The 18,751-nt window shown below is 68.4% G+C and carries 14 protein-coding genes; 1 reads left to right on the forward strand and 13 read right to left on the reverse strand.

What is annotated here, in order from left to right; genetic code table 11:
- Positions 1–135: 135 nt before the first annotated feature.
- The 13 genes from V7Z98_RS07605 to V7Z98_RS07665 all read right to left on the reverse strand — a co-directional run bounded on the left by V7Z98_RS07605 (position 136) and on the right by V7Z98_RS07665 (position 17,954).
- Entirely contained in the window at positions 136–1,437 is a 1,302-nt protein-coding gene (locus tag V7Z98_RS07605; RefSeq protein WP_334157550.1) for an OmpP1/FadL family transporter, read from the reverse strand.
- 125 nt (positions 1,438–1,562) lie between these two features.
- On the reverse strand, positions 1,563–1,967 hold the full coding sequence (locus V7Z98_RS07610; protein ID WP_293263873.1) for an acyl-CoA thioesterase: 405 nt from the start codon (positions 1,965–1,967) through the stop codon (positions 1,563–1,565).
- A 25-nt stretch (positions 1,968–1,992) separates the two neighbouring features.
- A complete protein-coding gene (locus V7Z98_RS07615; RefSeq protein ID WP_334157551.1) occupies positions 1,993–3,972 on the reverse strand; it encodes a 3-hydroxyacyl-CoA dehydrogenase NAD-binding domain-containing protein in 1,980 nt (659 codons plus the stop codon).
- 44 nt (positions 3,973–4,016) lie between these two features.
- Positions 4,017–4,988 (reverse strand): DegV family protein, encoded by a 972-nt coding sequence (locus V7Z98_RS07620; protein ID WP_334157552.1) that lies wholly within the window; start codon positions 4,986–4,988, stop codon positions 4,017–4,019.
- A 22-nt stretch (positions 4,989–5,010) separates the two neighbouring features.
- Complete coding sequence (locus V7Z98_RS07625; RefSeq protein ID WP_334157553.1) at positions 5,011–6,318, reverse strand: acetyl-CoA C-acetyltransferase; 1,308 nt, start codon at positions 6,316–6,318, stop codon at positions 5,011–5,013.
- Between the two features lie 130 nt (positions 6,319–6,448).
- The gene (locus tag V7Z98_RS07630) at positions 6,449–8,815 is read right to left on the reverse strand and encodes an acyl-CoA dehydrogenase (protein ID WP_334157554.1); all 2,367 of its coding nucleotides are present in this window, start codon (positions 8,813–8,815) and stop codon (positions 6,449–6,451) included.
- Positions 8,816–8,892: 77 nt separating this feature from the next.
- Positions 8,893–9,636 carry a TetR/AcrR family transcriptional regulator gene (locus tag V7Z98_RS07635; protein WP_334157555.1) on the reverse strand — a complete coding sequence of 248 codons (744 nt, stop codon included), beginning with the start codon at positions 9,634–9,636 and terminating at the stop codon, positions 8,893–8,895.
- 180 nt (positions 9,637–9,816) lie between these two features.
- Positions 9,817–10,611, reverse strand: coding sequence for a response regulator (locus tag V7Z98_RS07640; RefSeq protein WP_293263879.1), 795 nt, complete (start codon positions 10,609–10,611; stop codon positions 9,817–9,819).
- 56 nt (positions 10,612–10,667) lie between these two features.
- Positions 10,668–12,065, reverse strand: coding sequence for a TAXI family TRAP transporter solute-binding subunit (locus V7Z98_RS07645; RefSeq protein WP_334157556.1), 1,398 nt, complete (start codon positions 12,063–12,065; stop codon positions 10,668–10,670).
- Positions 12,066–12,283: 218 nt separating this feature from the next.
- Positions 12,284–13,261 carry a quinone oxidoreductase family protein gene (locus V7Z98_RS07650; protein ID WP_334157557.1) on the reverse strand — a complete coding sequence of 326 codons (978 nt, stop codon included), beginning with the start codon at positions 13,259–13,261 and terminating at the stop codon, positions 12,284–12,286.
- A gap of 63 nt (positions 13,262–13,324) precedes the next feature.
- A complete protein-coding gene (locus V7Z98_RS07655) occupies positions 13,325–14,125 on the reverse strand; it encodes an alpha/beta fold hydrolase (protein WP_334157558.1) in 801 nt (266 codons plus the stop codon).
- Positions 14,126–14,242: 117 nt separating this feature from the next.
- Positions 14,243–15,646, reverse strand: coding sequence for a deoxyguanosinetriphosphate triphosphohydrolase (locus V7Z98_RS07660; protein ID WP_334157559.1), 1,404 nt, complete (start codon positions 15,644–15,646; stop codon positions 14,243–14,245).
- Positions 15,647–15,683: 37 nt separating this feature from the next.
- The gene (locus V7Z98_RS07665; protein WP_334157560.1) at positions 15,684–17,954 is read right to left on the reverse strand and encodes a UvrD-helicase domain-containing protein; all 2,271 of its coding nucleotides are present in this window, start codon (positions 17,952–17,954) and stop codon (positions 15,684–15,686) included.
- A 328-nt stretch (positions 17,955–18,282) separates the two neighbouring features.
- Here V7Z98_RS07665 and V7Z98_RS07670 point away from each other — a divergent pair, with 328 nt between their 5' ends.
- Complete coding sequence (locus V7Z98_RS07670; RefSeq protein WP_334157561.1) at positions 18,283–18,645, forward strand: hypothetical protein; 363 nt, start codon at positions 18,283–18,285, stop codon at positions 18,643–18,645.
- Positions 18,646–18,751 lie beyond the last annotated feature (106 nt).

An 18,751-nucleotide genomic window follows, 5' to 3' on the forward strand; every position in this document is an offset into this window, starting at 1 on the left:
CCGCCCCCAGAACCGCCGCCTTGCGTACTACTAGTTTGCTGGTCTCGCTCATGGTCTTGTCTTCTTGTCGGTATCGAGGCCGCGACCGGCCCGGAAACGTCCCGGGCAGGTCGCGGTGTGTTGCAGGAGGACGGCTTAGAACTTGATCGAGTACTGAGCCCCGAAGATGTAGGCGCTGTCCTTGTAGGTGCCGGTCAGGGTGCCCTGGTTGTCGGCGGACTGGTTGCTGTTGATCTTGGCGTCAGGCACCAACAGGTAGGCGAAGCCCACATCCACCGCCTGATCCTTGGCCGGCTTCCACTGGGCGCCGATCGAGAACCAGGTGCGGTCGTTGTCCGGCAGGGAGGCCAGGCGGGTAGTGGCGTTCTTCACCGGGGTCTGGTCGTAGGCGATGCCGAACTTCAGCTTCCAGGCGTCGTTGACCTTGTAGTTGGCACCGAGGGCGACGCGCCAGGCATCCTGGAACTCGGTGTGCAGCACCTGGGCCACGCCACCGTTAGCCTGGGCGGCCAAGGAATTGGACATCACATCCAGCTTCTTGATCGTAGACCAGCGGGTCAGGGAGATGTCGCCGAGCATTTCCCAGCGGTCGGACAGGGCCTGGGTGACGGAAACGATGAAGGTATCCGGCAGGGTCACGCTGACCTTGGCGTTGCCGTTGGCAGGGCCATAGCCGCTGGACAGGTTGCCCTCCACCTCATGCTTGACCTGGGAGCGGTAGGACACCCCGACCTTGGTGCTCGGCGACAGGGTGAACAGGGCGCCCACGTTCCAGCCCCAGGCCCAGTCGTCGGCCTTCAGGGTGACGAACTGGTTGCTGGGATAGAGGGGGTTGGCGGGCACCAGCGGGCTCTGGGCCACGACGCGGCGGACATATTCGACGTCGAGCTTCTGGTAGCTCACACCGGCGCCGAGGGAGATCAGCTCGTTGACCTTCCAGGAGATCGACGGGTTGATGTTGATGGTCTTGACGTCGAACTTGATGGATTGAGCCGAGCCCACCCAGTCCGGGCTGTATTCGGACTTGAGGCCGAAGGGGGCGCCCAGGCCGAGGCCGACGGAAATGTCCTTGGTGACGCCATAGGCCATGTAGGCGTTAGGCACCCAGCCGGTGCTGCCGGCGTCGCCGCCGTTGCTGCCCGGGGTGGGGCGGGTTGCGCCGACACTGGTGGTGGAGCCTTCGTTGCTGAACTTGTAGCCCGGCGTGATCGCGTTGAAGCCCACCGAAACCGATGTCCCCTGGCCCAGGGCGCTCATGGCCGCCGGGTTGTAGAACTGCACCGAGGCGTTTTCCGCATTGGCCGCAGAGCCGGCGTAGGCGTTGCCCAGGCCGCTGGCGTTCTGCTCCAGAAGTTGGAAACCCGAAGCACCGGCATAGCCGGAGGACAGGGCGAGAATGGCGGCCGGGATGGCGCGCAAAGCAGTCCCTCTTTTCATAAGTAAAGTCTCCTCTTTTGATGATGATTGGTTTTGGTGCTTATGGGTGGGGAGCGGGCCCCCCGGGCTTTCGCCCGCCGGCGGGTGCCGGCGGGATGAAACGGGTTACGACAGGCTGGCCGCGGTCATGCCTCCTGGACTGGCGGCAGGGGCCGCTTGTTGCCGTCGATGTCGATGGCGACGTAGGTCAGGGTGGCCTCGGTGACCTTCACTGTGACCGGGGCGGACGGGTTGCGCTCGGCATAGACCTCCACATCCACCGTGATCGAGGTGGTGCCTTCGCGCACGATGCGGGTGTAGAAACTGACCACGTCCCCTACCGAAATGGGCTGCTTGAACTGAAAGGCGTTCACCGACACGGTGGCGACCCGTCCCTTGGCGCGGCGCATGGCAACGATGCCGCCGGCCATGTCGACGCGAGCCATTACCCAGCCGCCGAAAATGTCGCCGTTCTGGTTCAGGTCGGCGGGCATGGGCACCACCCGCAGGGCGGGCTGGCGGTTAGGCAGGAGGACGGGATCGTTGGACATTTGGGGCTCCGTTGGGCTGGCGCCGTCAGCTCCGGGCCGCGGAACGGATGGAAGTCGCGGACTGGTTTGCGGCGCCCTGGTTGGCGTAATTGAGGGGCCCGCCGGTGAAAGGCGCGAACCCCGTGCCAAATATAACGCCGGCGTCAGCCAAGTCCGCATCGGCCACGATGCCGTCATCGACCAGTTGTTGCGTTTTCGCCAACAAAGGCGCCACCAGTCGCTCGGCCAAGCCGGCCGGGATGGTGCCGGCCGTGCCCTTGGCCGGCTTGCCACTAGAAAAATCGTAGAAGCCGCGGCCACTCTTCTTGCCCAGGTTGCCGGCGGCCACCTTGTCGGCCAGGCAACGCGGCGGTTCCACGTTGCCGCCGGCACCGGCGGCCAAGGTCTTGCCCGCCGCCATGGCGATGTCCAGACCCACGGTGTCGGCCAACTCGATGGGGCCCATCGGCATGCCGAAGGCTTCCATGGCCGCATCCACGGTTTCCGGGGCGATACCTTCATCGACGCAGCGCATGGCTTCGAGCATGTAGGGGGCCAGCACCGCGTTCACTAGAAAGCCCGGGGCGCTCTTCACCGGCAAGGGCAACTTGTCGATCTGCTTGACGAAGGCGCAGGCGTTGCGGAAGGCCGCGCCGTCGGTGCCGCCGGCCTCCACCACCTCCACCAGGGGCATCATCGGCACCGGGTTGAAGAAGTGGATGCCCACCAGCCGCTCGGGCTGGTTCAGCACCGTGCGCAGGTCCTCGATCTTCAGGCTGGAGGTGTTGGTTGCGAGCACGGCCTCGGGCTTCATGCGCGCTTCCAGGCTCTTCAGCAGGGCGTGCTTGGCATCCAGGTTCTCGAAGATGGCTTCGATCACCACGTCGGCGTGGGCGGCCCCGGCGCCAGTCGGATCGGGAATCAGGCGGTCCATGGCGGAGCGCACCAGCAGCTTGTCCTTGAGGCGGCGCTGGAACAGTTTCTTCGCCCGGGCGATGGCCGGGGCGATACGGGACAGCTCCTGGTCCTGCAAGGTGACGGTGATGCCCTTCAGGGCAGCCACGGCGGCGATGTCGCCGCCCATCACCCCGGCGCCGACCACGTGCAGGCGCTGGGCCTTGAAGGCGCCATCCTTGCCGAAGCCCTTGAGGCGCTCCTGGAGGTGGAACACCCGCACCAGGTTCTTGGCCGTGTCGTTGCCGGTGATGCGCGCCATGACCTCGGGGGCGGCCAGGGCGTTGCCGTTGTGGTGCTGCCAGAAATCGATGATGGCGTAGGGGGCCGGGTAGTGTTCGGGGCGGGCCTTCTTCGCCACCTGCTTGCGTGCGCCGTTGGCCACCACGCTCTTCAGCGGGCCGTTGAGCAGGCGGGCCATGAAGGGCAGGCGCCGGGCCGGCTTGCCGGACAGCACCAGGCCCCGGGCGGCGTTGTGCATCACCCGGGGGGCGACGCACTCGTCGGCCAGGCCCAGGCGCTTGGCCTTCTTGGCATCCACATTGCGGCCGGTGAGCATCATGTCCAGGGCCACCTGGGGGCCCACCAGGGCCGGCAGGCGCTTCATGCCGCCCCAGCCGGGGAAGATGCCGAGCATGACCTCGGGCAGGGCGAACTTGGTGCCCGGCTCATCCACCGCCACCCGGTAGCGGCAGGCCATGGCCAGTTCCAGGCCGCCGCCCAGGCAGTGGCCGCGCACCAGGGCCAGGGTCGGATAGGGCACGGCGGCGAGGCGCTCGAAGACGTTCCAGCCCAGGGCGACGAATCCCTTGGTGGCTTCGAGCGACGCCAGGGCGGTGAATTCGCCGATGTCGGCGCCGGCGACGAAGCCGGCGCTCTTGCCCGAGGCGATGATCAGGGCCTTGGGGCGCTGGCCGTCGAGGTGGGTGAGCAAGCGGTCGAGTTCTTCAAGCACAGCCTTGGACAGGGTGTTGGCGGATTCGCCGGCCCGGTCCAGGGTGGCCCAGGCGATGCCGGCGTCGTCGGTGCGCAGTTGCCAGTGGGTCAGCTGCTGCGTGTTCAGGTCGTTCATGTTCATGGTCGCGGAGGAATTCTGGAAGTCAGTGAATGGCGCGCTCAATGCACGGCGCCGGTCTGGGCAGCCGGAGCAGCGCTGCTGACGAAGGCCAGGGACACGGCGCCGGGGCCGACGTTGATCGCCGCCGTGGCGCTCATCGGCGCCACCAGCAACTGCACGTCCTTGTCCCGGGCGGCCTTGGCCAGCTCGCCGTAGCCGGGCAGGTCGGGCACCGCATCCAGGTCGCCGCCGTAGCTCAGGCAGACGAAGGGGGCTTCGAGGCCGGTGCGGATCTGGTGGATGGCGTTGTCGAACATCCGCTCCACGCCGCTCTCGAAGCCGCGCACCTTGGCCACCGGCCCGGTCTCGTCCATGTGGCAGTGCAGGATCGGCTTGACGTCGAGCATCGAGCCCAGGGCGTAGGCCCCCCAGGTGACGCTCTTGTCGCCCTTCTTCTGGGCGCGCTTGAAGATGTGGAACAGGTCGGTGGGCATCAGGTAGGTGTGGGTGCCCGCCACCAGCTTCTGCAAGCGGTCGCCGATCTCGCTGGGGGTCTTGCCGGCGGCCACCAGGCGGGCCAGTTCGGCCACCTGCACCGCCTGGCCGGTGAACATGTTGCGCGACGAGGCCACCGCCAGGCCGAAGCGCTCCGGCAGGCCGGCGGCGCGGCGTACGTCCTTGTACTTGGCCAGGATGGTGCGGGAGGCCCGGGTGGCGTTGTCGAAGATGGGGCTGCGCTTGGCGGTGATGGTCAGGCAGTAGACGAAATCGAAGTCGAGGGCGAGCCGTTCCAGAAACAGGCGCTCGATCTGCTCGACGGTGTAGGGGATGGACTCGGCGAAATCCTCGTCGCGCTTGTCCAGATACTTGCGGTAGAACTCCTGGGTCGCCTGGGGGTCCCGCCTGTCCTCGACGATGCGCCCGCCCACGCGCAGGGCGATGGGCAGCACCACGATGCCGTGGGCGTCGAGAAAGTCCCGGGGCAGGTCGCAGCAGGAATCCACCACGATGCCGATCCTGAGCTTGGCCATGGCCGTCGTCCCGGGATGGGGCTCAGAGGGTTTCCACCAGCATGGCGCCGCCCTGGCCGCCGCCGATGCAGATCGAGGCGATGCCGCGCCGCTTGCCCTGGCGGCGCAACACGTGCAGCAGGTGCAGGACGATGCGCGCCCCGGAGGCCCCCACCGGGTGCCCCAGGGCCACGGCGCCGCCGTCCACGTTGAGGCGGGCGGCATCGAGCGTGCCCAGGGGCTCATCCAGCCCCAGCTCGTCGCGGCAATAGGCGGGGTCGGCCCAGGCGCGCTGGCAGGCCAGCACCTGGGCGGCGAAGGCTTCGTTGATTTCCCAGGCATCCAGGTCGTTGAGGCCCAGGCCGTGGCGTTGCAGGATCGGCGTGGCGGCATGGACCGGGCCCAGGCCCATCTGGGCGGGGTCGAGACCAGCCCACTGGCTGTCGCTGATCTTGCCCAGGGGTTCGAGCTTCCAGCGCTGCACCGCCGCCTCGGAGGCGAGCAGCAGCCAGGCGGCGCCGTCGGTGACCTGGGAGCTGTTGCCGGCGGTGACGTTGCCGTACTTGCGGTCGAACACCGGGCGCAGCTTCTTCAGGTTGTCCACCGACGAGTCGGGGCGCACGCCGTCGTCCTCGGGGTAGAGATTGCCCTCGCCGTCCACCAGGGGAACGATCTCGCCCATGTGGCCGGCGGCCCGGGCGGCCACGGCGCGGCGGTGGGATTCCACCGCGAAGGCGTCCATGTCGGCGCGGGTGATGCCGAAACGGAAGGCCAGGTTCTCGGCGGTCTGGCCCATGGTCAGGCCCAGCACCGGGTCGGTGAGGCCCTTCAACAGGCCGATCACCGGCGCCAGGTAGCCAAGTTTGAAGCTGCGCAGGGCGGCCAGCTTCTGCCCGGCGGTCTTGGTGGCATACCAGCGCGACAGCCACACCACCATCTGTTCGGAAAAGAGCAGGGGCGCCCGGGACAGGGCATCGACGCCGCCGGCCAGGACCAGCTCGGAACGGCCCGACTGGATGTTGGCGATGGCCGAATCCAGGGCCTGCATGCCCGAGGCGCAGTTGCGCATCACCGTCCAGCCCGGCACCCGGTCGCCGCAGCCGAGGCGCAGCGCCACCATGCGGCCGATGTTGGCCTCATCCGCCGACGGAGCGGCGCAGCCCAGCACCACTTCCGACAGGTCGGAGGGCAGGAAGGGCTGGCGAGCCAGCAGGGTGCGGCCGGCCTGGGTGGCCAGGTCCGAGGCCCAGAAGGGGCCGGGGGCGTTGCGCGCCTTGAGGAAGGGGGTGCGGGCGCCGTCCACCACGTAGACGGGTTGGAAGGTCCGGGATTGCTGGGCTTGCTCGATCACGCTGTCTCCTCCTGCTGCATTCTGTCGGGGCCGCCGTGCGCCCGGGTGCTGGGCGCCCTCGCCGGCCGGGCTCTTGGCACGGCCCGGTCCGGTGAGGGGCGGCGGATTCTGCGGTTGCGTCGCTTACTGTTTAGGCGGCCTTCTTTTCCGCCGGCTGGGCGGCACCGGCCACTCCCAGATCGAAGGGAAAGTCGTCCACCCGGATGACGATGTCGCGCAGGTGGTTGCGGCGCTTGACCACGTCGTACTCGGCGGCGCTGATGACCTTGGCCTCGAAGGCGGCGTGGGCGATGTCGCGCACGTTGGCCAGCGGGTTGTTGTCGAAGCGCCCGGCTTTCTCGGCCTCGCGGATCTTGGCTTCCACCGCCTCGGCGGCAAGGGTCGCCTCCAGAGCCAACTCGATGGCGCCCACCGGGTCTTCCTCGCGGCGATCGACGAAGGTGTCCGAGGCCAGGCGCTCCCGGGCGGCCGAGGGGTTGATCAGCAGCTTGGCGACCTGGTGGCCGACGTCGTCGGACGGCACCACGTAGGGGTGGCCCAGGGGGAAGATGATGCGGTTGAGGAACCAGGCCACCAGCTTGTTCGGGTAGTTGGCGATGACGCCGTCGAAGGCTTCCTGGGCCTGGTACATGGCGTCCCACACCGCCCAGTGCACCAGGGGCAGGTCGTCCTTCTGGCGGCCTTCGTCCTGGAAGCGCTTGAGGGTGGCGGAAATCAGGTACATCTGGGAGAGGATGTCGCCGAGGCGGGCCGACAGCTTCTCGCGCCGCTTCAGGCCGCCGCCCAACACCAGCATCGACACGTCGGCGAGGAAAGCGAAGGCCGAGGAGAAGCGGGTGAGCTGCTGGTAGTAGCGCTTCACTTCCGGCGCCACGTCCGCATTGACGCCGACGAAGTGGCTGCCGGCCAGGCCCATGCCCAGGGCGCGCAGGCCGTTCTTGATGGTGTAGCCGACGTGGCCGAACAAGGCCTTGTCGAAGTCCAGCAGGCCGGCCGCCGCATTCGGGTTCTGGGCGGCACGCATTTCGGCGAGCACGTAGGGATGGCAGCGGATGGCGCCCTGGCCGAACAGGATCAGGCTACGGGTGAGGATGTTGGCGCCTTCCACGGTAATGCCGATGGGAATCTGCTGGTAGGCGCGGCCGAGGAAGTTGGAGGGTCCGAGGCAGATGCCCTTGCCGCCGATCACATCCATACCGTCGTTGACCACTTTGCGGGCCCGCTCGGTGACGTGGTACTTGGCGATGGCGGAGACCACGGAGGGTTTCTCGCCCAGATCCACCGCCCCGGCGGTCATGGTGCGGGTGGCGTCCACCAGGTAGGTGTAGGCGCCGATGCGGGTCAGGGCTTCTTCGACGCCCTCGAACTTGCCCACGGCCATCTTGAACTGGCTGCGCACCCGGGCATAGCCGCCCACGGCGCGGGCCGTCATCTTGGCCATGCCGGTGTTGGAGGACGGCAGGGAGATGGAGCGGCCGGCGGCCAGGCACTCCATCAGCATGCGCCAGCCCTGGCCGACCATGGCCGGGCCACCGATGATGAAGTCCAGGGGCATGAACACGTCCTTGCCCCGGGTCGGGCCGTTCATGAACACGGCGTTGAGCGGGAAGTGGCGGCGGCCCACGTCCACACCCGGGTGGTCATGGGGAACCAGGGCGCAGGTGATGCCGATGTCTTTCTTGTCGCCGAGCAGACCGTCCGGATCGTAGAGACGGAAGGCCAGGCCGAGGATGGTGCACACCGGGGCCAGGGTGATGTAGCGCTTGTCCCAGGTGACGCGCATGCCGAGCACTTCCTTGCCCTGCCAGGTGCCCTTGCAGACCACGCCGAAGTCGGGAATCGAGGCGGCGTCGGAGCCGGCCCAGGGGGAGGTCAGGGCGAAGGCCGGCACTTCCAGCCCCTTGGCCAGACGCGGCAGGTAGTGGTTCTTCTGCTCTTCGGTACCGTAGTGCAGCAGCAGCTCGGCCGGGCCCAGGGAGTTGGGCACCATCACCGACACGGCCAGGGCCGAGGAACGGGTGGACAGCTTGGTCATCACCTGGGAGTGGGCGTAGGCCGAATAGCCCAGGCCGCCGTACTTCTTGGGAATGATCAGGCCGAGGAAGCCCTTGTCCTTGATGTACTGCCAAGTCTCGGCGTCCAGGTCATAACGATGGTGCGACACATCCCAGTCGTTGGTCATGCGGCAGGCGGTCTCCACCTCGTTGTCGAGGAAGGAGCGCTCTTCGGCCGTCAGCACCGGCTTGGGGTAGGCGTGCATCTTCTTCCAGTCGGGCTTGCCGCGGAACAGATCGCCTTCCCACCACACGGTGCCCGCCTCCAGGGCCTCCCGCTCGGTGTCGGACATGGAGGGGAGGATGCGCTTGTAGATCCCAAAAAGAGGCCGGCTGATCAGCGCCCGCCGCAGGGGACGGATGCTGATCAGCGCGACAAAAGCCAGCAGTACTCCAAGGAGTACCAGTGTTACCGCTGGCAGAGGGATGACCGAATTCGTCATGGCTGTCTCCAATTTATGGTCTTGGCCGGTGTCCGGCTCTGTTAGGTGAAGGTGGGGGTCAGGCGGAAGCGGGCCGGTCAGGCGGCCGCCGAAGGCGGCGCCATTCCGAGGGGTAGCTGGGGCAGCGGGGCGCGCAGGCCGCCGAGGAGGAAGGGCATCAGCCGCGCCTTGAGCTGGCGGGCCGCCTCGGCCTCCACGTCGGACTCGGACACCTCGAAACCGTCGATCAGGGAAAGCACGTCGGTCTCGGCGATGGCGTAGGACATGGCACCGAGCATGAAGTGGAAGCGCCAGGCGATCTCTTCCCTGGGCACGTCGGGCAGGGCGCGGAAGAGCGCATCCTTGAAGCGGCCCATCACCTCGGCGTACTCGCCGGCGAAGAAGGTGCGGATGAAGGCGGCCGGCTCGGTCATGGTGCGGCCGAGCAGGCGCAGGAAGGTCATGCCGCCCAGGGCCGGCTCCTCGCCCATCTTGAGCAGGGTGCCGAAGAAGGCTTCGACGATCAGGGACGGCTTGAGCGGCTTGCCGCCGGCTTCCGCCTCCAGGGCGTCGAGGACTTGCAGGTGCTCGGCGTTGAGCCAGGAGAGGCGGCGGCGGAACACTTCGCGCAACAGGTCTTCCTTGGAGCCGAAGTGGTAATTGACCGCCGCCAGGTTCACCTGGGCCTCGCCGGTGATCATGCGCATCGAGGTGCCGTCGTAGCCGTGGGCCATGAACAGGCGTTCCGCCACGTCGAGGATGCGCTCGGCGGTATCGCTGCTCTGGGCGGCGGATTTGGCATCGGCGGAATTCGGGGTGGTCATCTTGGCTACGGCGCTCATGGGTTGCTGCGTGTCCTGACTATGATTCAAACGTTCGTTTAAATCATAGGGAAGATTATTCCCGGCTGCAAGCACCCGGCATCATTTTTCTTTTGCCCAACGAAAACGCCCCGCACAGGCGGGGCGTCGGAGAGGGCTGGCAGCGGGACGGAACGCCCGTCGCCGCGCGAGTACACCGCCTCAGGCGGCCATAACCTGCTCGATCAGGCGGCGCACGGTGGCCGGCTCGAACGGCTTGTCGCACACCGCCGAGACGCCGGCCCGCTCCACCGCCGCGAGCCGGCCCTGGTCCTGCTCGCTGGTGACCATCAGCACCGGCACCGCGTTCTGCCAGCTCTGGGTGCGGATGTACTCGGTGAGGGCCTTGCCGTCCATTTCCGGCATGTTGTAGTCGGTGACCACCAGGTCCACCATGGTCTCGGCCAACAGGCCGATGGCCTCGCGGCCGTTCTCGGCCTCCAGGATGCGCTCGATGCCCAGGCTTTCGAGCATGCGGCGGATGTGGCGGCGGGCCATGGGGCTGTCGTCCACCAGCAGCACCCGCAGGGTTTCCACGTCAAGGCTCAACACCTCGTGGTGGGAGTCGAAACTGAGCACGGCGCGCAGGGCCCGGGCCAGACGCTCGTCGTCGAAGGGTTTTTCCAGGATGCAGCAGGCGCCCGACTGGCGCACCGGGTCCAGCACCTGGGGCCGGGTTTCGCTGGAAATCAGCACGAAGGGCACCGTCTCCAGCCCCTCCTCGGCCCGCATCGCCGCCACCAGGGCGGTGCCGGTGCCATCCGGCAGGTAGAGGCTGCTCACCACCACCGTGGGCCGCGCCTCGCGCAGGGCGGCCAGTGTGGCCTCTTGCGAGGCGAACACATCGACCCGGCTGGCGCCGGCCCGTTGCAGCATCTGCTCCACCAGGCGGGCCTGGGTCGCCGACGGCTCCACCAGATAAACGGAAACGCCGGCAAACGACGCAACCTGAACCATAAGCTCCTCCCTATTTATGTTTTAAGAATGTGGCGGCGAGGATAGCACGGCCCCTGTCACGGTGCGGCTTGCCGGGCGCGGGCGTCCAGGTCGGCGCGTACCAGGGCGATGTGGGTGCGCAGGGTGTATTGCAGGTCGAGAAAGGCCAGGGGCAGGCGGCGGCGGAACGCCTGTTCCTCGATGCGCGCCAGGCGCTCCCGGTAGCTCGCCAGCCGGGCCGGATCGAAGCCGGTGCGGATGTCGCTTTCGAGGAACTTCAGTTCGCCGTAGAGGCGGAACACCCGGGAGCGCACCCGCCACGTGTAGAGGGCCGGCGCCAGGCGGAACACCGGCAGCAGCAGGGCCAGGAAGGGGATCAAGAGCACCAGCAGACGGTCGGCCAGCACCGCCGCCCAGAAGGGCAGGTAGCGCTGCAACAGGGGCGGGCCGGATTTGTAGTAGCGCTCGGCCTGGGGCGCCAGGGGAAAGGTCTGCTCCCGGGGAGCGGGGAATTCGCCGCGCTTCTGGAAGAAGCCCGATTCCCGGTGCACCTCGCTGGCGGCTTCGAGGAACAGGCCGGCCAAGGCCGGATGGAGGTTCTCGTGGATTACCAGGTTGGCGGTGGGGGCGAGCAGCACCACATCCTGGGCCGGGTAGTCGCGCACCAGGTCCACCGCCCCCCGGGGCAGGACGATGCGCGACAGGAAGGGAAAGCGCCGGGTGTAGGCATCGGCCTGGACGAAGCTCATCAGGGCCACGCCCGGGGTGCGCAGCAGGTCCTGGACCATGGGCGCCTCTGGCCCGGCGATCAGGAAGGCCACGTCCAGCCGCCCCTGCACCAGGGCTTCGGCCGCTTTCAGCCCGCCCAGATCGGACAGGTGCGCCGCCACCCGGTTGGCGTCGAGCAGTTGTTCGGCCAGGGGGCGCACGCCGCTGCCCGCACCGCCGATGGCGACCCGCTTGCCGGCCAGCTGGGTAAGCCGGGTCAGGGGACCGCCGGGAAAGGCCGCCGGCCGGTAGAACACCCACAAGGGCTCGTAGTACATGGCGCCGAGGGACAGCAGGGGTACCGCTTCGCTTTCCGACGAATCCTCGGAAACGCTGCCCGGCGTCGGCAAGATGCCGCCCTGGACGAAGCCGATCTTGGCCGGATCGTCCGGGTCCAGCAGCCGGGCCAGGTTGTCGGCGGAACCGGCGGTCTCGCGCACCTCCACGGCGATGCCGTTGCGCGCCAGGATGGCCGCGTAGCGCTTGGCAAAGCCGTAGTAGGCCCCGCTCTGGGCCCCGGCGGCGAACACCACATGGCGCGGCGGCGCCGGCTTGACGTAGTGGAAGGCGATGACGAAGCCGGCCAGCACCAGCAGGATCCAGGGCCAGAAGGTGGCCACCAGGTCCCGCCCGCTGGCGATCAGGGCGAAGCGGCGGCGCGGCTCGGGCGGCGGCAGGTCCGGCGGGGGAGTGGGCGTCGGAGTCATGGGGAGTCAGCAGAACGGAAAAGGCATGCGCCGGAAAGCCGCTACTGGCGCGGGGTTTCAACCATGCCCTCTGGAAAGCCTCGTGGAATCTGGCGGCGCGGGCGTGCATCGCGGAGAAGCCCGCCCAGCCTGGGGTTTGGCGCCGGGCATGAGGGCAGCACATCCCCCCGGACCGAACGAGGCCGCTGCGCGGCCCGGGGGATCGGAGGATCAGGGAGTCAGGGGATCAGCACGGTGGAGCCGACCGTCTTGCGCGCCTCCAGGTCGCGGTGGGCCTGGGCGGCATCCTTCAAGGCATAGGTCTGCTTGACCTCGATCTTCACCTTGCCCGACAGCACCACGTCGAACAGCTCGGCGGCCAGGGGTTCCAGGTCGGCGCGCTTGCCGGTGTAGTCAGCCAGCTTGGGCCGGGTGAAGAACAGGGAGCCCCGGTTGGTCAGCTCGATCGGTTCGAAGGCTGGCACCGGGCCGGAGGCGTTGCCGAAGCTGACCATCATGCCCAGGGGGCGCAGGCTGTCCAGGGAGGCCAGGAAGGTGTCCTTGCCCACCCCGTCGTAAACCACCGCCACGCCTTCGCCGCCGGTCAGCTCGCGCACCCGGGGTGCCACCGCCTCCTTGGAATACAGGATCACGTGATCGGCGCCGTGGGCCTTGGCCAGGGCCGCCTTCTCGTCGGTGGACACGGTGCCGATCACCGTGGCGCCCAGGGCCTTGGCCCACTGGCAGGCGATCAGCCCTACCCCGCCGGCGGCAGCGTGGATCAGCACGGTATCCCCGGGCTTGACCCGGTAGGTGCGGCGCAGCAGGTAGGCGGTGGTCAGCCCCTGGAGCATCATCGCCGCCCCGGTCTCGAAAGAAAGGGCGTCCGGCAGGCACACCAGCCGGTCGGCGGGGATCAGGCGGACCTCGGAATAGCCGCCCAGGGGGCCGCCGGCGTAGGCCACCCGGTCGCCGATCTTGAGGTGGTGCACGCCGTCGCCCACCGCCTCCACCACCCCGGCACCTTCCAGGCCGATGCCGGAGGGCAGGGGCACCGGGTACAGGCCGGTGCGGTGGTAGGTATCGATGTAATTGAGGCCGCAGGCGTGGTGGCGCAGGCGCACCTGGCCCGGTGCCGGAGCGCCGACATCGACGGTTTCCCATTGCAGGACGTCGGGGCCGCCGGTCTGGTGGAAGCGAATAGCGTGGGTAGTCATGGGGAGGCTCCTGGGTTGGGGCCGCCGGACGGGCGGCGCTGTTGTTATAACCGGGACAGGCCGCTAGACCGGCGGCTCGGCAAGAAAGGCGTGCAGAAGTTGGGTGAAATGGTCGGGACGACACAGGTTCGACAGGTGGGCCGCCCCTTCGATCACTTCCAGCCGGGCCACGGGGATGGCGGCGGCGATGGCCTCGGCCATGGCCGGCGGCGTGCCCGCGTCCCGGTCGCCGACCACCACCAGGGCGGGGCAGCGGATCAGGGGCAGGCGGCCCTTCAGGGTGGGCTCGGCGGCCATGCCGGCGATGGCGTGGCAGCAGCCGGCGTAGCCGGCCACCGGGGTGGCGGCGATGATCGAACCGACCCGCTCCACCAGGGCCGGGCGCTCCTGCCGTACTTCAGCAGTGAACCAGCGCTCCAGGGTGGCCGCCACCAGAGGGGCGACGCCGCCCTCTTCCACCTGCCGGATGCGCGCCGGCCAGGCCGCCTGGGCCTCGTCCGGATAGGCGGCGGTGGTATCGGCCAGCACTAGCCGGGCGGCCTTGGCGGGATGGCGCAGGGCCAGGGTCATGGCCACCATGCCGCCGAGGGAGATGCCGACGATGGTGGCGGAAGGGATGAACAGGGCGTCCATCAGGGCCGCCACGTCGTCGGCCAGGCACTCCAGGGTATAGGGCCCCGGGGGCGCCTCGCTGCCGCCGTGACCGCGCAGGTCCACCGCGACGCAGGTGTGGGTGGCGCGCAGCATCTCGATCTGGGGCGCCCAGATGGTGTGGTCGGCGCCCAGGGAATGGAGAAAGACCACCGGCGGGCCGTCGCCGCGGTGGTCGTAGGCCAGCTTGATGCCGTTGACGGAAATTTCCATGGGACGGACAGAAGGAGTTGGCGGCGCGGGCTACGACTATAGCGCCAGCCCCGGGGCGCTCCAAGCCCGGCCGGCGGCAGGCCCCATGGCCCCACGGCGCCCTGACCGGCTGCCGGCTCAGGCCCCGGGCAGTTCGATGCCCTTGAGGCGGCGGTACAGGGTGACGGCGTAGGAGTCGGTCATGCCCGAGACGAAATCCACCACCTTGAGCAGGCGCAGGTAGGGGTCTTCGTCCGGCTGGCCGTCCTTGCCGAGGAACTGGGCCGGCAGCAGGGTCAGCACCACCCGGCTGCGGGTGGTGGGCTTGGGCCCGCCCGCCAGCTGGACAGCCTTTTCCTCGACGGCGGCGACGAAGCAATCCAGCAGGCCGGCCAGCACTTCGCAGCCGGCCGCTTCCACTTCCATGGCGGCGCGGCAGACGTAGATCTTCTCGTAGGAGATGCGCTCGATCTCGTCCAGGGCCTCCTTGACCCGGGAATGGGCGAGCAGCTCGTCGTCCCAGGCGCCATCCACGATGGCCGCCTCGTTCTCCAGGAAGCAGGCGCCGGCCTCTTCCACCAGGCGGCCGATGGCCTTGGCGCGCAGGTATTCGATGCGCTCTTTGGGCTCGCGGATGTGGGCCAGGCGGCTGGCCCGGTCCGGCCCACCGGCCACGGTGAGCAGCAGGGATTCGGCGGTGTCGTAGGTGATCACGCCGAGGCGGGCGGCGTCCTCGAAATCCACCACCCGATAGCAGATGTCGTCCGCCGCCTCCACCAGGAAGGCCAGAGGATGGCGTCGCCACGCCCCGGGCGCCTCATCCCGGGCCACCAGGCCGACGGCTTCGGCGGCTTCGGCGAAGAAGCAGGCGTCGGCCTGGAAGTAGCCGAACTTCTTGGCGCTGCGCCCGGTCAGGGGCTGCTCGGTCCACGACGGGCAGGGGTACTTGGCGAAGGAGGCCGCCACCGCCGCGGTGAGCTGCAAGCCCCCCGGATTGGACGGGCTCTGTAACTGGGCGAGCAGACGGAAGCCCTGGGCGTTGCCCTCGTAGCGCTCGAAGTCGGCGCGCTGGGCGCCGGTCAGGCCGTGTTTTTCGAACAGGCCCGAAGCGCAGAACCAGTCGCGGATGGCGTCCTCGCCGGCGTGGCCGAAGGGCGGGTTGCCGATGTCGTGGGCCAGGCAGGCCGAGGCCACCACGGCGCCGAAGTCGGAGGCGTGCAGCTGGTCCTGCAACTGGTGGCGCTGCACCAGGATGCGCCCCACCGCCGTGCCCAGGCTGCGCCCGACGCAGCTCGCCTCCAGGCTGTGGGTCAGGCGGTTGCGCACGTAGTCGCTCTGGGCCAGGGGAAAGACCTGGGTCTTGTCCTTCATGCGCCGGAAGGCGGCGGAAAAGACGATGCGGTCGTAGTCCTGCTGAAAGGCGGTGCGATCCGGCTCGCCCCGGTGGGTGGCGCCGGCGGTGCCGATGCGTTGCACCGAAAGCAGCTTCAGCCAGCGCTGCGGCAGGTTGGACGGGGCGTCGTCGGGCAGGAGCAGGGGCATGGCGGATTCCGGGAAGAAGAACGGGAAACGGGGAGACTTAGACGGGATCGAGCTTGGCGTACTCCAGGGCCAGCCACTTCACCCCGGCGTTGCTGAAATTGACCTGGACCCGGGCATCGCTGCCCCGGCCTTCGGCGGCGACGATGACCCCGGTGCCGAACTTGGCGTGCTTGACGCTCTGGCCGATGCGAAGGCCCTTGCCCACGCCCGCATCGCCGGCCGGCGCTGCCGCGGCCCGGGCTTCGCTGCGGGGCAGGCTGGCGTTCCAGCGGGACTGGGAAGAGGCCCCCCAGCCCGGGTAGGCGGTTTCCCGGGAGGCGACGCTGTTGACCCGGGCGAGCAGCTCTTCCGGCAGTTCCTCCAGAAACTTGGAGGGCAGGCAGTAGCGGGTCTGGCCGTGCAGCATGCGGGTCTGGGCGTGGGCCAGGTAGAGGCGCTTGCGCGCCCGGGTGATGGCCACGTACATCAGGCGACGCTCTTCTTCCAGGCCCCCCTCTTCCATCACCGCGTTCTCGTGAGGGAACAGGCCCTGCTCCAGCCCGGAGATGAACACCACGTCGAACTCCAGGCCCTTGGCGGCGTGCACCGTCATCAGTTGCACCGCCTCTTCTTCCGCCCCGGCCTGGTGGTCGCCGGCTTCCAGGCTGGCATGCTGGAGGAAGGCGGCCAGCACCGCCCCCAGGTCATCGCCATTGACCGGCGTGCCGTCCAGGGTGATTTCGCCGCCGGCAAATTCCCGGGCGAAGTTGGCGGCGGCGTTGATCAGTTCGTCCAGGTTCTCCAGCCGGTCCTGGCCTTCCTTTTCGCCCAGGTAGTGCTGGCGCAGGGTGGACCGTTCGATGACGTGCTCCACCGCCTCGGGCAGGGGCAGGCTGGCGGTTTCCTGGCGCAGGGTCTCCACCAGGCGGATGAAGGCGGCCACCGCGGTGCCGGCCTTGCCGGTGAGGCTGGCGGCGGCGTTGTACAGACTGGAATTGGCGGTATGGGCGGCGGCCTGGAGGGCTTCCAGGGAGCGGGCGCCGATGCCCCGGGTGGGGAAGTTCACCACCCGCATGAAGGCGGTGTCGTCGTCCGGGTTGGCGATCAGGCGCAGGTAGGCCAGGGCGTGCTTCACCTCCTGGCGCTCGAAGAAGCGCAGCCCGCCATAGACCCGGTAAGGCACGCCGTGGCTGAACAGCTCATGCTCCAGCACCCGGGACTGAGCGTTGGAACGGTAGAGCAGGGCGACCTGGCTGCGCTCGGTGCCGTCCCGCACCAGTTCGCGGATCTCGTCCACGATGAAGCGAGCCTCGTCCAAGTCGGACATGCCCTCGTACACCCGGATCGGCTCGCCGGCGCCGGCGTCGGTCCACAGGGTCTTGCCCAGGCGTTCCCGGTTGCGGGCGATGAGGGCGTTGGCGGCGTCCAGGATGTTGCCGTGGGAGCGGTAGTTCTGCTCCAGGCGGATTACCGTCTCCTTGGCGAAGTCGCGCTCGAACTCGCGCATGTTGCCCACTTCGGCGCCGCGGAAGGCGTAGATCGACTGGTCGTCGTCGCCCACGGCGAACACCGCCGCCGGCGGGGCGTCGGTGGCCCGCTGCTCGAAGCCGGCGATCAGCTTCAGCCAGGCATATTGAAGCCGGTTGGTGTCCTGGAACTCGTCCACCAGGATGTGGCGGAAGCGGGACTGGTAGTGGGCGCGCAGGGGCTCATTGCGCGACAGCAGCTCGAAGCAGCGCAGCAGCAGCTCGGCGAAGTCCACCACCCCCTCGCGCTGGCACTGGGCTTCGTACTCGGCGTAGAGGGCGACGCGACGCCGGGTGTAGTCGTCCCAGGCTTCGGCCTGGGCGGCGCGGATGCCTTGTTCCTTGTGGCCGTTGATGAAGTGCATCAGCTCCCGGGGCGGGAATTTCTCGTCGTCCACGTTGAGGTTCTTCAACAGCCGCTTGATCGCCGAAAGCTGGTCCGCCGTGTCCAGGATCTGGAACAGCTGAGGCAGGCCGGCGTCCTTGTAGTGGGCGCGCAGCAGCCGGTTGCACAGGCCGTGGAAGGTGCCGATCCACATCCCCCGCGGGTTCACCGGGATCATCGCCCCCAGGCGGGTGACCATTTCCTTGGCCGCCTTGTTGGTGAAAGTCACAGCCAAAATGCCGTGGGGGCTGACCTGGTGGGTGGCGATCAGCCAGGCGATGCGGGTGGTGAGCACCCGGGTCTTGCCCGAACCGGCCCCGGCCAGGATCAGGGCCGACTGGGCCGGCAGGGTGACGGCCTGGTACTGGGGCGGGTTGAGGTTGGCGAGCAAGCCGGATTCGGGAACGGAAAGGGTCATGGGAGGCGGCGGCCCGGGTGCAACGGCGGGGCCGGGGGCATAGGTGGGAATCGACAAGGGGAGAATTATAGCCATCCCGCCCTTTCCGGCCGGCGGCGCCCGGGGCCATCGCCGCCCTGCCAATGCTTCTTGCATTGCAACATGGCGTCGTTACCAAACTGAACAAAAGTCAAAAGCACGGCTCAAACAAACGGGTTATAATTCTGCTGCATCGCACAATAACCCATCCGGCCCCCACAAGGACGACCGGATCGCCGGAACCCCGCATTGCCGTCGGCAACGCATTCTGGCTTTTACACCTCCGTCCAACCGACGAGGAGAAACCAGCATGAACACCCCGAAAATCCTCCCCTGGGTGGCCCGCAAAGCCGGGATCACCGACGACCACGCCACCAAGCTGTGGAAGCGCGCCGTGCGCGAGGCCGCCACCATCGCCGGCTGTAGCGAAGGCCCGGCGTTCCACAAGCTGTCGGTGGAGCGCTTCCTCGACAACGTGGAAGCCGCCGCCTTCGGCACCGTGCGCCACGGCTACAGCAACACCCCCGCCCGCCTTTCCTGGTTCTGGCGCCATCAGGGCCGCATGGCCATCTTCGGCCTGATGGCAGCGGAAAACGCCGCGCGCTTCTGGCAGAACACCTGGAACGACACCGTGACCGGGATGCTGGTACAAAAGCGCAGCAACGGCCGCTGACGCCGCAGCCCGGAGCACCCAATGGCGCTCCACGCTGCCCGCCCCGCGCCTTCCGATGCCCGCCCTCCGGCGGGCATCGGCGTTTTTGCCGGCTGCGTTTTGCCCA

This window comes from Oryzomicrobium sp. (genome assembly GCF_036820405.1).
Taxonomy (GTDB): Bacteria; Pseudomonadota; Gammaproteobacteria; order Burkholderiales; family Rhodocyclaceae; genus Oryzomicrobium.

Bases quoted from the DNA above. Each gene is read 5' to 3' on its own strand.
- V7Z98_RS07605 (WP_334157550.1), bottom strand. From the start codon at position 1,437: ATGAAAAGAGGGACTGCTTTGCGCGCCATCCCGGCCGCCATTCTCGCC.
- V7Z98_RS07610 (WP_293263873.1), bottom strand. From the start codon at position 1,967: ATGTCCAACGATCCCGTCCTCCTGCCTAACCGCCAGCCCGCCCTGCGG.
- V7Z98_RS07615 (WP_334157551.1), bottom strand. From the start codon at position 3,972: ATGAACGACCTGAACACGCAGCAGCTGACCCACTGGCAACTGCGCACC.
- V7Z98_RS07620 (WP_334157552.1), bottom strand. From the start codon at position 4,988: ATGGCCAAGCTCAGGATCGGCATCGTGGTGGATTCCTGCTGCGACCTG.
- V7Z98_RS07630 (WP_334157554.1), bottom strand. From the start codon at position 8,815: ATGACGAATTCGGTCATCCCTCTGCCAGCGGTAACACTGGTACTCCTT.
- V7Z98_RS07635 (WP_334157555.1), bottom strand. From the start codon at position 9,636: ATGAGCGCCGTAGCCAAGATGACCACCCCGAATTCCGCCGATGCCAAA.
- V7Z98_RS07640 (WP_293263879.1), bottom strand. From the start codon at position 10,611: ATGGTTCAGGTTGCGTCGTTTGCCGGCGTTTCCGTTTATCTGGTGGAG.
- V7Z98_RS07645 (WP_334157556.1), bottom strand. From the start codon at position 12,065: ATGACTCCGACGCCCACTCCCCCGCCGGACCTGCCGCCGCCCGAGCCG.
- V7Z98_RS07650 (WP_334157557.1), bottom strand. From the start codon at position 13,261: ATGACTACCCACGCTATTCGCTTCCACCAGACCGGCGGCCCCGACGTC.
- V7Z98_RS07655 (WP_334157558.1), bottom strand. From the start codon at position 14,125: ATGGAAATTTCCGTCAACGGCATCAAGCTGGCCTACGACCACCGCGGC.
- V7Z98_RS07660 (WP_334157559.1), bottom strand. From the start codon at position 15,646: ATGCCCCTGCTCCTGCCCGACGACGCCCCGTCCAACCTGCCGCAGCGC.
- V7Z98_RS07665 (WP_334157560.1), bottom strand. From the start codon at position 17,954: ATGACCCTTTCCGTTCCCGAATCCGGCTTGCTCGCCAACCTCAACCCG.
- V7Z98_RS07670 (WP_334157561.1), top strand. From the start codon at position 18,283: ATGAACACCCCGAAAATCCTCCCCTGGGTGGCCCGCAAAGCCGGGATC.